Origin of the sequence: Campylobacter concisus (assembly GCF_003048595.2) — a bacterium.
Classification (GTDB): Bacteria; Campylobacterota; Campylobacteria; order Campylobacterales; family Campylobacteraceae; genus Campylobacter_A; species Campylobacter_A concisus_L.
In genome coordinates this window covers 1721256-1734590 of the sequence record NZ_CP049270.1, presented here as the reverse complement: position 1 = coordinate 1734590, position 13335 = coordinate 1721256, and the positions used below count along the sequence as shown (strand labels likewise).

17 protein-coding genes are annotated in these 13335 nt (G+C 43.2%); 1 reads left to right on the top strand and 16 read right to left on the bottom strand.

Annotated elements, in window-relative coordinates; all coding sequences use genetic code 11:
- The 6 genes from CVT15_RS08880 to CVT15_RS08855 form a co-directional block, all read right to left on the bottom strand.
- Complete coding sequence (locus CVT15_RS08880; protein ID WP_107898308.1) at positions 1 to 3726, bottom strand: host specificity factor TipJ family phage tail protein; 3726 nt, start codon at positions 3724 to 3726, stop codon at positions 1 to 3.
- Positions 3713 to 4075, bottom strand: coding sequence for a hypothetical protein (locus CVT15_RS08875; RefSeq protein WP_021087189.1), 363 nt, complete (start codon positions 4073 to 4075; stop codon positions 3713 to 3715). Before CVT15_RS08875 ends, CVT15_RS08880 begins: the two co-directional genes overlap by 14 nt.
- The gene (locus tag CVT15_RS08870) at positions 4072 to 4683 is read right to left on the bottom strand and encodes a DUF1833 family protein (RefSeq protein WP_107898307.1); all 612 of its coding nucleotides are present in this window, start codon (positions 4681 to 4683) and stop codon (positions 4072 to 4074) included. Before CVT15_RS08870 ends, CVT15_RS08875 begins: the two co-directional genes overlap by 4 nt.
- Positions 4680 to 5015: a DUF2460 domain-containing protein gene (locus CVT15_RS08865; RefSeq protein ID WP_159070268.1), complete on the bottom strand. Its 336-nt coding sequence runs from the start codon at positions 5013 to 5015 to the stop codon at positions 4680 to 4682. The genes CVT15_RS08870 and CVT15_RS08865 overlap by 4 nt, the downstream gene beginning before the upstream one ends.
- Positions 5012 to 7399: a tape measure protein gene (locus CVT15_RS08860; RefSeq protein ID WP_107898305.1), complete on the bottom strand. Its 2388-nt coding sequence runs from the start codon at positions 7397 to 7399 to the stop codon at positions 5012 to 5014. The genes CVT15_RS08865 and CVT15_RS08860 overlap by 4 nt, the downstream gene beginning before the upstream one ends.
- A 67-nt stretch (positions 7400 to 7466) precedes the next feature.
- Entirely contained in the window at positions 7467 to 8213 is a 747-nt protein-coding gene (locus CVT15_RS08855; protein ID WP_159070267.1) for a Rha family transcriptional regulator, read from the bottom strand.
- 195 nt (positions 8214 to 8408) lie between these two features.
- Here CVT15_RS08855 and CVT15_RS08850 point away from each other — a divergent pair, with 195 nt between their 5' ends.
- Complete coding sequence (locus tag CVT15_RS08850; RefSeq protein ID WP_230853930.1) at positions 8409 to 8588, top strand: helix-turn-helix domain containing protein; 180 nt, start codon at positions 8409 to 8411, stop codon at positions 8586 to 8588.
- Here the strand turns inward: CVT15_RS08850 and CVT15_RS08845 are convergent.
- The 10 genes from CVT15_RS08845 to CVT15_RS08800 form a co-directional block, all read right to left on the bottom strand.
- Positions 8581 to 9204, bottom strand: a complete 624-nt coding sequence (locus CVT15_RS08845) for a hypothetical protein (RefSeq protein WP_107898302.1) — start codon at positions 9202 to 9204, stop codon at positions 8581 to 8583. The genes CVT15_RS08850 and CVT15_RS08845 overlap by 8 nt on opposite strands.
- A 66-nt stretch (positions 9205 to 9270) precedes the next feature.
- Positions 9271 to 9468 (bottom strand): hypothetical protein, encoded by a 198-nt coding sequence (locus CVT15_RS08840; protein ID WP_107898301.1) that lies wholly within the window; start codon positions 9466 to 9468, stop codon positions 9271 to 9273.
- A gap of 155 nt (positions 9469 to 9623) precedes the next feature.
- On the bottom strand, positions 9624 to 9968 hold the full coding sequence (locus CVT15_RS08835; RefSeq protein WP_107898300.1) for a hypothetical protein: 345 nt from the start codon (positions 9966 to 9968) through the stop codon (positions 9624 to 9626).
- A gap of 3 nt (positions 9969 to 9971) precedes the next feature.
- The gene (locus CVT15_RS08830) at positions 9972 to 10469 is read right to left on the bottom strand and encodes a hypothetical protein (RefSeq protein WP_107898299.1); all 498 of its coding nucleotides are present in this window, start codon (positions 10467 to 10469) and stop codon (positions 9972 to 9974) included.
- Between the two features lie 2 nt (positions 10470 to 10471).
- A complete protein-coding gene (locus CVT15_RS08825; protein WP_107898298.1) occupies positions 10472 to 10861 on the bottom strand; it encodes a phage tail terminator-like protein in 390 nt (129 codons plus the stop codon).
- Positions 10854 to 11240, bottom strand: a complete 387-nt coding sequence (locus CVT15_RS08820; RefSeq protein ID WP_107898297.1) for an HK97 gp10 family phage protein — start codon at positions 11238 to 11240, stop codon at positions 10854 to 10856. The genes CVT15_RS08825 and CVT15_RS08820 overlap by 8 nt, the downstream gene beginning before the upstream one ends.
- A complete protein-coding gene (locus tag CVT15_RS08815) occupies positions 11237 to 11602 on the bottom strand; it encodes a hypothetical protein (protein ID WP_107898296.1) in 366 nt (121 codons plus the stop codon). Before CVT15_RS08815 ends, CVT15_RS08820 begins: the two co-directional genes overlap by 4 nt.
- The gene (locus CVT15_RS08810) at positions 11596 to 12060 is read right to left on the bottom strand and encodes a DnaT-like ssDNA-binding protein (RefSeq protein WP_107898295.1); all 465 of its coding nucleotides are present in this window, start codon (positions 12058 to 12060) and stop codon (positions 11596 to 11598) included. Before CVT15_RS08810 ends, CVT15_RS08815 begins: the two co-directional genes overlap by 7 nt.
- A complete protein-coding gene (locus CVT15_RS08805; RefSeq protein WP_107898294.1) occupies positions 12057 to 12353 on the bottom strand; it encodes a hypothetical protein in 297 nt (98 codons plus the stop codon). Before CVT15_RS08805 ends, CVT15_RS08810 begins: the two co-directional genes overlap by 4 nt.
- Before the next feature lie 10 nt (positions 12354 to 12363).
- On the bottom strand, positions 12364 to 13335 hold the full coding sequence (locus CVT15_RS08800) for a major capsid protein (protein WP_107898293.1): 972 nt from the start codon (positions 13333 to 13335) through the stop codon (positions 12364 to 12366).

The following is a 13335-nucleotide window of genomic DNA, read 5'->3' as shown; positions in this document are numbered from 1 at the left end:
TTAATATCCTTTTACAAAATAATTAAATTCTCGCTCTGCTGCGATCCCGTTCTTGTCTATGATTTTTATCATAAATCCTCCTTTGGTTTGGTTTAATAAAATAGCGTCGTCCCCAGCGATCGCGTTTAATATCGTGATTTGGACTTTGGGAGCCGTGCTAAAAATGGTTTTGTAGGCAATGTTAACCCCGCCGCTTGCTGCACTTTTCGCACTCCCGCTTTCGAATTTGTCGGGCACATCTATTTCATAAGAATATTCGCTAACCGTAGGCGAGCTAAAAATATTTTTGCTACTTAAAACTAGGCGCATTTTAAACGCCTTAGCTAGATAGCTAACGCCGCTTCTAAATGTTTTGTATTCGCTAAAATTCGCGCCGTCGATGCTTAACGCGATTTGCTCTATGGTACTTATGTCTTCGTTTTTAAAGCCGTCGAAATTTATTAAGTCGTCCACGCTAGGCGCGGTATCGAAATCATTTAGGATGTTTAACCCACTGTATTTTAGGTTGGAAGTTATCTTGCAAGACGCTGGCGCGTCAAGGGTGCAAACATTCGCGCTATCGTAAATTCCTCTCGAAGTAAATCCAAAAGGAGCGTCAAACGACGGCGCATTGTCTACGTTTAGCGTATCGTCGAACAGTCCGAGCCCGTCCAATGTCAATTCGCCGTCTGAATTCGCCGCGCCTTTTTTTGCTCCGATCCAAATTTTATGTTCTACACTCTTAAATATTACATTTTTTTCTAGCGTATTTGCTTCGTCCACAATAAACGTCGTAGGCATCGCACTCATTATTTTAGCCCCGCCGTTAGTCACGTAAAATGCCGCGATCTGATATGTCCCGCTATTAAATATTCTAGCGCTAGTATCGCTCGTAACAGCTATTAGTTGGCTATTATCCCAAACCTCGCCCCGTCTTATTTCGTAGCCTATTTTTCTATCGAGGCTATTTATCTCTCCCCAAACTATATTTAAAGCGTCGTTTTCATAAAACGTATTTACGCTATTTACGTTTTCTAGGCCGGCCGCAATAGCCGTGACGCTAGAAACGGCGCTTTTTACGCCGCTAGTATCTACGACATAAATATCATAAATGACGGAAATGCCTGTTATAGGCGTCACAAAATTTAAGGCTTGTGTAGTTTCCAAAAATACGCCGTCTTTATAAATGTGAAACTCTTTAAAATCTAAAGGACTATCGTCGTAACTCCAGCTTAACGCCCAATCATCCATTAGCTCGACCGCTTTTAGATTCTCTACCGGCCCCGGCGGGTAAAGCTTGCCTAAAACGTTATAAGTTTTACTTGTGCTATTGCCCACGCCGTCTTTTACCGTTATTTTGTAGGTTTCGCCCTCTTTGGCTTCAAACTCGAACGCGCTATTAAAGACCCTTATTGTTCGTTCTTCGCTAGCGCTTTTGTAAGTTACGAAATAAAACAGCGAATCGCCACTCCAAGCTAGAGCCAGCATAGTTTTTATATTTTTGGCCGTATCGTATTTTAAATATTCGCTTATTCTTAGATTCCGCACGCCCAGCGACGAATAATCCGTAACGCTTATATTTTCCCTATCGTCGTAAATATCCTCGTTGTATTCTATCGCCGTAATATGGCGCGTAAATTCGCCCGAAGTAGCTATCTTTAAAATTCGGTATAATTTAGAAGCCTTATTAATCTCGCCGAATGCGTAGTTGTCGTATTTTTTAAAGACGCTTCCGTTTAAATTCAGCCTTAGTTTATTCGGAGCTAGGATTTCTAAAATCTCGAACTCTTTGATCTCGTTTACGTCGTTTTTGATTTGAATAGCGTATTTTACGCCGCCTACGGTATCTAAATCTCTATCTAAAATAACAAAATCCGCGCCGCTATCTTCTAGTAATCTACCGCTAAAGCCGTATTGAGGTGTATCGTGGCTAACTTTGATAATATCGCCGTATCTGCAAACTAAACTATCTTTGTCGGCTTCAAATTCTATCGTTTCGGTTAAATAGCGGTTGCAATTTAAAGTAAAGCGTCCGTAAGCTCTAGCCTGCGCCTCGTCCGTGCAGCCTACCAGCGTAACGGAGCTTTTATTGCTTACGCGCGAATTATCGGCGGCTATTTGTCCGACCGAAACGACGGAAGGCTCGTAATCTTTATTTTTATCGTAATAAGTTATCTCGATAAAATTCGCCCTATCTACCAAAGGAAGGAAATTTTGCTTAAACGTATCGCTTAGTATATTTCCCATACCGAACAAAAAGCTTTGAGCGGGAATTAGCCCCGCTTTTTCTATTATTACGTCGAATTTAGAACCTGCTTGAAGCACGGACGCACGGCCTAGTAAGCTAACGGTATCGAGCGCTTTTCTAACGCTTAATTCGCTATCGAATACGATATTGCATTTTAAGCTCTTTTTTTCGCAAAAATTAGCCCATTCGTTAAAACTAGGCATTATGCGCGAACTCTCCACGCCGCTATCTTCTAAAATTTTACGGCAGATATGAGAGGGATTATCGCTATTAGCCGTTACGACCGCGCTAATCCTAGGCGCTCCGCCGTTTAGCTGATCGGTCGCTAACGCCCTAATAGCTAGAAGCGCGGTTTTAGGATAAATAAAATCGTCGCTTACGGTTTCGGTTACATATTCCAAATAACAATCGCTTGCGTAACGGCTGCCGGTATTGGGCGCGGTTTCAAATTTAGCCCTAATGTTATATTTATTAGGCGGTAAATTATCCGCCTTAAAAACTCGCCTAAACGTAGAAGTCTGCGCGGCGGTTACTACCGTATAGGAAACGCCCGTTATCGGCGTCCAGTTTTCGCCGTCGGCGGAGTATTCTACTCTCACGTTTACCGAGTATCCGTCAAGTCCGCCTTTATCGTTAGCGTAATAAAGCCCGCGCGGGAAAACTAGAGTTACGGATAGGCTCGTTACGAAATTACCGTCCGTTTGCGCTAAAGAGTAAGATAAATCGGGGTTTAGCTTTTTGCCTATGTTCTTATCGTAGCTAGTATCGTTAAAATTAGAGATTATATTTTGGTTATTAAGCCCGTTTCTAATCTCATAAGTTACGCCTTTAAAATTCTCTATCGGCTCGTCATTTATCTTAATCTCTCGTATATCTTTAATCTCACCGTCGTTTAGCGCATAAAGACCATTAAAATATTGCTTATCGCCATCGCTAATTATATGCGAAGCGATTAACGGCGGAGTTATTTTATGTGTCCCAAAAACTTTAGGCACTACTTGAGCCTGCATAGCTTGGTTGGCAGGCTTATTCCAGCCGTAGGTATTGGAGTTTTTAAAATCCATTCTATCAAAACCAGGCATAGATGGTTTAGGCATAATAGCACTTAATAGCAAATTGCCAGCCACAGCGATACCGGCAGCCAACATACTACCGCCGAAGCCTAGCGCCTCTACGGTGGTTCCTAATATGCCCGCAGCCGCATAAGGTGCAGCGATAGCGATAGCGATAGAAGCCACGATGCCTAGAATCTTTTTACCGCCTCCGCCTCCGCCTCCGCCTTTAGGCACAATAGCGATATTTACTACGTCGCCGTTTTCAAGCTCGAAAAAGCCGCTTTGTATAACGCTATTTTTAGAAATTACGAGATCGTAAATTTCGTTATCGTATTTTAATTCTTTTAGGATTTCGTCGATATTTTTATACTCTCCGCTAGCTAGTATCGTTCTATCTAAGGGATTCAAAACGTTATTGTAGGTTATTATTTTATTTTCGGTCATAATAGCCCTCTATCAACTTTTCGTAATTAGCTAGCCGTTCTACGATAGCGCCCGTTTGCGACGTGGTATGTAAAATATGCTCTTCGTCGATTAAATATCCGAAATGCGTTACTATTTTAGGGTGATTTATGTCGTAACGCAAAGCTACGCAGACGCCTTTGCGCTTTTCTACTCTATGCCAGTTTTTCGAAATTTCGTCTAGAAATTCGCTAAATACGAGTTTAGCTCTATCGTGCGGAGCGCGCGCAGGCGGTATGATTACGCCGCGCTCTATCTCGTAGCACTTTCTCACCAAAGCAAAGCAGTCCATTTCCTCAAACGGAGCGCCTATTAAATCCCTTATCGTCATTTCTTATACCCGCCCGCAATTCCCAAGAATCCGCCGAAGCGCGCCGAATTATTCTTAGCCCTGCAGCTAGCCAAGGTTTTATCGCAACGAGTTTCTAATCCGTTATATCCGCACTCCTCGCCTTTAAATTTAAATACGCAATAATCCTTATACATCTTGCGCGGCGGATAGCTCATATTAAAGAGATTGCCCGCGCCCAAATTAAAGGTTACGGCCTTACTATCGGAGCTAAAGTCGGTAAGCTCGAAAAACTCCTCAAGCACCGGCTCGCTTAAATCTTTTGTATTAATCACGTAAATTTTGGCTTTAATAGTAGAGTTTTCCGCGCCGCGCGTTTTTAAATAATTATCGTAAGAGTTTATATAATTTTGCATAGCTCGGCTAGTGTTGTCGATACTTAGATTAAACTGCGGTATCTCACCTTTGGCTGTTTGGATTTCGCCTATACTAAAAGGAAATGCTACGAATTCCTCGCCTCTAAAGGTTATATTCTCGCTATTGTTTATTATGCGTACCGTAGGCGTTTCGGGGATAAAAATTTCAAGTCCAACCAGTAAGATGCTGTCGGTAGCTAAGGCGTTTAAATCTTTTATCGTACTTAGTTTCATATCTCTACTATCTCCACTTTTACTGCGCAGTGGTTTTGCATATTGTCGTCGGCTTTTAAATCGTCCATAGAAAATACGCAAATTTTAGTTTCGTCCTCCAGCGGATAACGAAATTTAAAAGCCTGCCCTTGATTTTCTACGAAAAAATCTCTTAAAATTTTGAACTGCTCCGCGTTTAGGGCGGGGTAATTTAAACTATACGAGCTTTTAGGCTTAGTCCATTTTTTACGCGTTATCGTATAACCGCCCTCGCTTGAGCTTCTGTGCGTAGGATTACGTAAGGTTCTAGATGAACCAACAACTACTGGTGGATAACTAGGATAAGTATTCACGCTAATAACCCCCTTAAAGTTTCGCGCGAGCCTAAGACGTTTTTACTCACGCCGTTTAAAACTAAAGATATGACCCATTCGCCGTCGTTTCGCCTTATCGCGGCGTTAGATACCTTTACGTCCTCGCTAGTTTGGTTTATCACTTCCACTTTTACGTTATTTAACGATGATGAAACCTGCGCCTTTACACCCAAATCGCCGTTACTCGCCCTGGTTAGCGGCATAATAGCCTCTGGGCTGCCGCCGTTTTTCTCACCCATTACGCCAATGTCTGGAATGCCGCCTTTAGCGAATTTAAAAAAGGTCGGTTTGCTTACAATGGAATTAGCGTAGCTATGCAGATCGGGGCTATTAAATACGCCGCCTTGTGCCGCTGGAGTAGCATTTAATACACTTGCAAATCCTCCAGCAGGCAAAGCCTGATGCTTTGGAGTAGCCTCTCCAGACATTCCAGGTAACATACTCGTAACCGAATTGATTAACGGCTGGATTATCATCATCCTTACTATTTGCCTATAAATTTGCCCTAAAATATCCTGCGCTAAATCGCCGAATTTCATAAAGCGATCGGACGAATAATCAAAGAAATTACCCATAGCGCTTTCAAGGCTATTTAAGCCACTGTGCATAATCTGCCCCCAGCTTGAAGCGTCAAACATCTGCTTTTGATAAAGCTGTTCCTCTGATGCCATGGCGCGGGCGTAGTAATTTTCAGTAATCTCGCCTTTTTTTAGCATAGCCGTATATTGCTCCGCAGCGTGGCTATGCTCTATCTCCACTAGACGTATACGCCTAGCCGTTTCGTCGCTTATTAGCTCCGTTTGGCGTTTAGCTAAATTAAATTCGCGGTCTTTTAGTTTCAAATATTCGTTAGTGGCCTTAATTTGTTCTTGCTTGGTTTTTTCTTGCTCCGCCAGCTTATTTTTCGTCTCTTCGGCGTCTATTTTTGCTAGTTCGTTTTTTCTATATTCCGCGATTTTATCCGGACTTACGCCGAGCGCCGTCCACTCTTGAGCTTTCCTTGCAACGTTATCTCTTTTTTTTTCGATTTCGCTCATTCCGCTTTGGGCTATCTCTAAAAGCGCTCTGTTTAGGGCGCTTATTTGCTCTTTCGTTTTGGTCGCTTGCGTGCCCGTATTTTTGACGCTCTGCCTAATCCCCTCGAATTTTTCGTTTATTTTCGGCGCGGCGCTTGCCATAGTATCCTCGGCTATGTCTTTTAGTAGCCCTTTCATTGCGTCTTGGGTTAGGCTGATTTGCTCATCTAACTCTTTGCGGTGCTTCATAAGTCCGTCAGATATATTGGTAGAAATATCTATGCGCTCAAATCTAGTCTCGCCGCCCCATAGGGAAGCTATCGAGTTATACGCTTCCTCTGCTTCGGTAATCATAGAATTTAGCCCGTTAGATAGCGTGGTGGTAGCCGTGTCGATAGCCAAAGTTATTGCGGTGGGAATTGCCGTGAATACGTTATCCACAGCAAGCCCTAACCAAATGACCGCCGTGCCCATAAGTTGGAAGCTGCGATATACGTCAAGCCCGAATTCTACAATGTCGCTGCGATTATCTTTTATCCAGTCGGCTAAGGTTTCTAGCCCTTGGCTCATCCCGCCCGTCGCGCCCGCGGCTTCGTTAAACTCTGCCACCAAAAGTGACATTTCAGTCTTTATGTCAGTAAATGCCTTGCCGACGGTTACGGGCATTTGGGCGGCATCCTTACTAATCTGGTCATACATTTTTAAAAGCGCGCCCGATACTGCTTCAGCGGTTAGTTTGCCTTGGCTGGCAAGCTCTTTTAATTTTCCGATAGGCACGCCTAAACCGTCGGCAAAATATCTCATAAGAGTCGGCGACGCTTCGGCGATAGAGTTAAACTCGTCGCCTTTTAACGCGCCGCTGCCCATAGCTTGACCGAATTGTTTTATCGCGGCTGCGCTTTCCTCTGCGCTTGCTCCGCCTAACTGCAAAGCCTTGGTAAAACTTGAAGTAACTTTATTTATTTCGTCGGTATTTCTACCTAGGTCTTTTAAGGCGGGCGCTAATTTAACGTATAGGTCGGTAGTGTCTTTTATATCGGCGTGAGTGTCTCTGGCGATAGCGTGCATAGCTTTTTGCTGCGCCGTAAACTCTGCCATTGAGTCCGTCGCCTTTTTTAGGCGCGAGTTCATCAAGCTCATTTCGTCCGAAATTTGCACAAATTCGCGCACTATCATAGAGCCGGCGACTGCCGCCATAGCAGTTTTTAACGTGGTAAATGCACCCGACAGCTGTGCCGCCGCGTTCTCGGCTTTTTTCGCTTCGTTTCCTATGCTATTTAAATCGCTTTTTAGCTTGTCCGCCCCCTCAAATTTAGCGCTAACGATCAAGCTAGCAACTTCGGTCATAATTCGCCCCTTTTTTAATCTAGGGCAAATTGTATATGAAATTTAAGGGGGCGTTGGTTTGGTAAAATTAGGCTAATAGCACGTTGTTTTTCATAAAAAAATCGTCATTGTCAAAAATATACGCCTTGACTGCACCGATAGCCGTAAAAATCTCCTCAAAACACTTTTGCGTTTCGTCTAATGCCTTGACGCATTTGTTTTCTTTTTGTGTATTTTTTTCGGATAGCTTTTTGTATTTGTCAAAATAATAATCCCGCTCCAGTTTTGCATTTTTCCACATCGCCTTATAATCGGGCGAAGCTTCAAACTCCAGCTTCGACTCTTTTGTACTTGTTAGATCGCGCCTTAGTGCCATAATTTTATTATTCGCCTGCGTTAGTTTGCCCTTATACCCGCTTATCTCTCTGCTGTGTCTTTTGGTTTTGTCTATCAGCACTGCATCGAGTTCGGCGATTTTATTTACGTAGGCTTCAAATTTAAGCCGCTTTATCTCGTCGGCCATAGCATTAAAGGCATTAATGTAGGCGACTTTGAATTTGTAAAATCTCTCGCCGGTAAAACTCATAGCGAGCAAAACGAAGCCGTCTTTCGAGATTTTGTAATACGGTCTGCTTTCGCCTTTTTTGTCTTTATATTCAACCAACGAAAAATTTCGTTCGTTAAATTTATCTTGCGGGAGCCTGCGGATTTGTGCTAGAATATCCGCATGTCTTTTCTCAAAGACTGACTTAATGTCTAAAGAGGTGGTATAGGTTAGGTCGCCTACCGCCTCCAACTCTACTTCACAATTATTGATAATAACCGCGTTACTCATTTTGTCTCCTTTTGTTGAGATTAGGTTTTGCATTAAATTAACCAAAATAGTTAATTTGTGGTATGATTATATCTCATTACAATAGTTTTGTCAATAGTTTTATAATTATTTTAGTTAAAAAACGATAATATTATAATTATTTTAATTAGAAAGCAAAAAATGACAAATACAAGTTTTGAAAAGAGAATAGCTGAATTGAATTTAAGCAAAAAAGAATTTGTTGAACTGGTTGGTATGCCATATCAAACGCTTATGAATTGGAAACAAAAAGACGAAACGCCTTATTGGGTAGAGCCCTTTTTGTATCACTACGAAAAGGGCAAGAATTTAGATGAGATACTAACAATAATTAAGAAATATACGCCTACTACCTAATTTTTAAATCAAAAGCCTGATCGCGTATTTCAATAATTATGTTTAGTGGTTTGTCAGATGCTTCTATTTCTAGTGGCACTTCGCCAAAAACGTATATTGTAGTTTTAATCAGCGGTATTATTTTATTCATGCCAAACATACGGGTTTTAAAATTCGACCCATCAGCCTCTTCTTCAGCCAAACCCAGAGGATATTTGAATTTATTATCATATATTAGCGTGGCTTTAAATATCTTTTGTAGGTCAATGCCCTCGGCGCTTAGGTTTTTAAGTTTTAAAATAGCTGCAACCATCGTTGTATCATCGCCTTTTGATGAGTAATAAGAATAAACTCCAGTGTGTTTTGATGGCTTTATTTGTTTAGCAAAAAACGTTTTTTGGAATTCAAACTCTATAAGGTCATCTATTACTATTTTTTCATTAAATTTAATCTCGCGCTTATTTTTTATTGTTTCTTGGGCTCCCGTTGTCATCTTTGTGGCATTCAGCTCTTGCACACAACGTTCCAGTGAGGCTTTTAATATTTTATTTTCAAGTCTTAGTTGTATTAGCTCATCATTTAGCCCAGCACCAAATACAACCCCAGCCGTTAGAGCCAGCAACAAAAGCTTTTTCATTCTCTCTCCTTAATAAATTTTCAGTAAATTTTATAATAATCTTGTATAAAAGTAGCCTTTAAAAGACTACTTCATGAATTTTTCTTTGATAGATGAAAAAGATTTCGGGCTAAATTCGCCTTGATACGGCGCATAGGCTTGCTTGTCGTCGTTATTTATTTCGGCGGCGTAGATACGACTTAAATTACGTAAAACCGATATTTCCCACCAGTTAAATTTATCGCCCGTTAGCTCGATATAATTTTTAATATCGTTAAAATCCAAGGCTACCGCGCCAAAGCCGCTATTTTTGCAATATCCTAGCTCGTCAAGCGCGTGTAGTAGATGTCGTCCTTGTGTTACCGGAGGGAACTCGCGCTCTTTAACGTCGGTTTTTGCGTAGTAGGCTAGCTGTCTGACGTATAGCGCGAGCTCGTCGCTTACTTTTTTAAAAAATTTCTCGCATTCTCTACGAAACGCTCGACTTGATTAGCGATTAGCGGATAGGTTTCGTAAATTCTTTTAGCTTCGTCGTGGCTGAATTTTAGTTCTTTGCCGTTTTCGCTAATACCGCTCCAGCCTACCGTAAGCCCCACCATAACCTCTAGCGTGCTTTGTTCGGCGCCTTTATTTTCTTTTACGGCATTCATAAACACCTCGCGTCCTTTTTTGCCGTGAAAGCTTAGCACTTTGATTTTGATGTCGGTCGGCTTATTGTCAAGATCGAGGATGGTTAGCTCGACACCTGTTTCGCCGTTGCTTATATCGAAATTCTTTAAATCCATAACTTACGCCCCCTTAGCCTCTATGATGTCGTCTAGGCGTGTTATTTTGATGGTTATCGGTACGCGCACGACGTTGTCTTTTGCGATAGATACGCCAGTTTTAGTGTTTATAAACTCGCCCGTGATGTAGGTCGGGTTTTTATTTGCTCCCGTCGCAGGCTCGTCGCTACCCACGATGATAAATTGCTTTCGTAGTTTCTTGTTAAACATCTCGGTAAGCTCTTTTACGCCGTTATTTTGCCCCGCCGCATAAAATAGCTTTAATTCCGTCTCGCTATAACTTATAGCTCCCTGGGATACTGCCGTAGCATCCTCGTCTATGCACTCGTATTCGTTGGTTTTACGGGTTTTGGTAAAGTCGCCCAAATCCTCTAAATACGCTATACGTTTTGCCGATGTTAGCGCCGTTTTTATTTTAGCCGCATCGCCCAAATCGACGCTAGTGTCGCAAATATAAAATTTAGTAAGCTGGCTATCTGTTACTTTTAACTGCTCCGCCATTTTCACTCCTTATAAGATTTAAAATAAATAGAAACGGCCACGCCGTAGCGATCGCCGTCAATGCCTAAAATATTAACGCTCGTCGGAGCGGTAATAAAAACCTCATTTTCTAGCTTTATGCCTACTTTAAAAGCTTTTTCGTAAAGCCTCGCGCGCTCTAAAACGTCTTTGACGCCTTTACCCGCGGGGTAGCGTAAGGTTATCTGAAACACGCCGTCAATTTCCGCAATACTATCATCAATTACAGCAACGCTTGGTTTGGCGGGCAAAAAATAAAGTTGTTGGTAAGGCTCGCCCGCTCTAGGATTAAACGTAGTATTTTCAAACGCCGTATCAATCGCAGGCGTAACCGCCAAAACTGCCTTTTCCAAAGCTTGACGAATTCTAAGCACGTGCCGCCCTTTTTACTATTTGCTTCCAACGGATCGCATTGCGCCTTACCATACCTTGCGGAGCTTTATTTTTACTCCACCCCTCAAATTCTATGCGAAAAGCGTAAGGCAAATTGTTTGTAAAATAAAAGGTCTTGTCTAGTGTTAGCTCGTTTTGTGCGTATTTTTCCGCTCGATCGCCCGCTTCGTTTGCGGTCGCTTCTGTTGTCTGCTCGCTAGCTGCGCCTACGCTAGGAAACCAATTATTTTTTAGCCTGCCTGTATCTACCGGTGTGTCGCTGATGATGTCTGAAGTTAGATCAATGACTGATTTTTTAAAGATTTTCAGCGCTTTTTCTTGAGCCTTTGCGCTAAAGTTATCTATCTGCCTATCAATCATTTTGCAACTCCTATTAGCTGATGCAGCGCCACGTCCTCGCCGCCCCATACCGCGTCGTTGTATTTGATAGTATAAGAGCAGTGGGGAAACTCTATCACGTCGTTGTTTTGCGGCATAAAAGGTAAAGATTTAGCGGCTATCAAGATCACGTTATCGCCCTTGTCTAATAAGCTTTTTTCTATTAAATTTGAGTAGCTTTTCGCGCTATCGATATACGCCTTTACTTTGTATTCGCTTATTTGCTCAGTCATTCCGCCCGTCTCAGGGTCGTAAATTTGCCTGCTTTTGCGTTTATACGTGCCTACTTTGCCGAATTTATCAAGCAATTTAAACGCCGTATTCTTGGCTTTTTCGTTTAGCATCGCTCTAGCCTCATTACCATTGCGTTTGCGGGTTTTAAAAACGGCTTTAAAAGGCTAGCTACGTAAGCGTATTTGGTGGCGGGGTCTGCATTTTGTGCGTATTCCACCTCGATACCGCCTACTTTTTCTTTAGTGGTTAGCCGCTCGACGTCGCTCATTAGCTCGCCCACGTTTGCCCTTATAGCTAGCTCGCAAACGGCGGATTTAAATTTAGCAGGCATCCCAAACGGCGAGCGCGGGAAGCTCAAAGCCTGATCGCTTTTTAATCTCTCGCCTTGCCATTTATCAAAATACATGGCCTCTAAATAATCCGTCGCCTTGATAATGGCCGCCTCTTTGGCTGCATTATCTAACCCCGCCCACGTCTGGTTGCCGCGTGCCGAAAAGTACTCATCGGCAAACTCGACCGAAACGTAAGCGTTGGCATTAGCTAGCCCAGTGCCGTTCTCGGGTATCATTGCTCCAGCTTCTCTTTTATGGCGGCTTTCGTGCCGTCCGCGTTAGTATATTCAACGCCCAAATGAGCCGCTAGCAACTTCAATTCGCCCGCTTTTAACGTATCGAGCCTTGAAATCAGCTCGTCGTAATCGACTTCTTGCGTCGCACCCTTTAGCGTCAGCTCGGGCGGGTCTTTCACACCGTCGCCCTCGTCGAATTTAGCGTCTATGATTGTTAGCCCTCGCTCTTTGGCTAGGGCTTTAACGTCCTCGTTATACTGAAACGTTGGGAATTCTACATACCATTTAGACATTTACCGCCTCCTAGTTTTTAGCCGCGTCGCCTATTAGTAGCACGCCCGCGGTATCTTTATCGCTAGCAGCTATCTTATCCCAGTTCGTGCCGGTGCCTAGTTTTGCGTTATCCGGGCTTTTGCCGCCGTTTGCCGTATCCCAAGAATAGCCTTTGAGCGACAACCCGAATGTATAATCAGCCTGATAAGTCGTTTCTATGCGCTCTTTGCCGTTGTTGGTCTGAATATTCGTGATTAGATCGCCCGCGTCGCTTACTATCGCGGCACCAGTCGTTAGCGCCAAAACGTAGTCTTTATTCGGCGTTCCAGCTTTGTAAAGAGCCGGTGCGTCTGTTACTACTACGCGGCGCCCTAAAATCTCGACAACGAGCACGTTTTCGGCCTTAAATAGTTGTGCGGCGTTTGCTAAATTTTGCCCGATTAGCTTGTGGAATACCGCTCCCCTCATTATATTAGCCGTTATGGCCGCGCTTCTGTCACCGAATTTTGCATACGCGTTGTTTAGGTTGGCTTGGTTTATGCCGCCGCTTGCGCTTACGTCGTTTACTACGCCCGCGTTATTGCCGATAGCGCCTACGAGTGCGGAGATAGCCGTATTTAGCATATCGCTTATCATCGCCTCGCTCATATTTCTTGAAATCACTTCAAGAGCTACGGACGGGTCTTTTTTTATCCACGTTAGCTGTCCCGGCTCAAATACCACGGGACCAAACCCACCCGCTACTTTTACGGCGTTGTCTTGCTCTTGTCTTAAGGTCGTAGCCGTAGCCGCGGCATTGGCCGCGTATCTATCTACCCTACGCTGTGCGGAGTGGATGCCTCTAAAAAAGCTCTCCTGCATAAAATCGCCGTCTATGCCCTGTGCGTTTAGAATTATCGTGCCGCCGCTAGCCGCGTTAAATTTCTCTATGTCTTGACTTAGCGTTTCGATCGTTGTACCTGCTAGGTATTCGGAAAATACCTTCATGTCGCTTAGTGCCAT

Excerpts from the sequence above, each read along its gene's own strand:
- CVT15_RS08820 (WP_107898297.1), bottom strand. The coding sequence starts at position 11,240 with ATGATTGATAGGCAGATAGATAACTTTAGCGCAAAGGCTCAAGAAAAA.
- CVT15_RS08875 (WP_021087189.1), bottom strand. The coding sequence starts at position 4,075 with ATGACGATAAGGGATTTAATAGGCGCTCCGTTTGAGGAAATGGACTGC.
- CVT15_RS08815 (WP_107898296.1), bottom strand. The coding sequence starts at position 11,602 with ATGCTAAACGAAAAAGCCAAGAATACGGCGTTTAAATTGCTTGATAAA.
- CVT15_RS08835 (WP_107898300.1), bottom strand. The coding sequence starts at position 9,968 with ATGGATTTAAAGAATTTCGATATAAGCAACGGCGAAACAGGTGTCGAG.
- CVT15_RS08855 (WP_159070267.1), bottom strand. The coding sequence starts at position 8,213 with ATGAGTAACGCGGTTATTATCAATAATTGTGAAGTAGAGTTGGAGGCG.
- CVT15_RS08805 (WP_107898294.1), bottom strand. The coding sequence starts at position 12,353 with ATGTCTAAATGGTATGTAGAATTCCCAACGTTTCAGTATAACGAGGAC.
- CVT15_RS08800 (WP_107898293.1), bottom strand. The coding sequence starts at position 13,335 with ATGGCACTAAGCGACATGAAGGTATTTTCCGAATACCTAGCAGGTACA.
- CVT15_RS08860 (WP_107898305.1), bottom strand. The coding sequence starts at position 7,399 with ATGACCGAAGTTGCTAGCTTGATCGTTAGCGCTAAATTTGAGGGGGCG.
- CVT15_RS08870 (WP_107898307.1), bottom strand. The coding sequence starts at position 4,683 with ATGAAACTAAGTACGATAAAAGATTTAAACGCCTTAGCTACCGACAGC.
- CVT15_RS08830 (WP_107898299.1), bottom strand. The coding sequence starts at position 10,469 with ATGGCGGAGCAGTTAAAAGTAACAGATAGCCAGCTTACTAAATTTTAT.
- CVT15_RS08810 (WP_107898295.1), bottom strand. The coding sequence starts at position 12,060 with ATGATACCCGAGAACGGCACTGGGCTAGCTAATGCCAACGCTTACGTT.
- CVT15_RS08845 (WP_107898302.1), bottom strand. The coding sequence starts at position 9,204 with ATGAAAAAGCTTTTGTTGCTGGCTCTAACGGCTGGGGTTGTATTTGGT.
- CVT15_RS08880 (WP_107898308.1), bottom strand. The coding sequence starts at position 3,726 with ATGACCGAAAATAAAATAATAACCTACAATAACGTTTTGAATCCCTTA.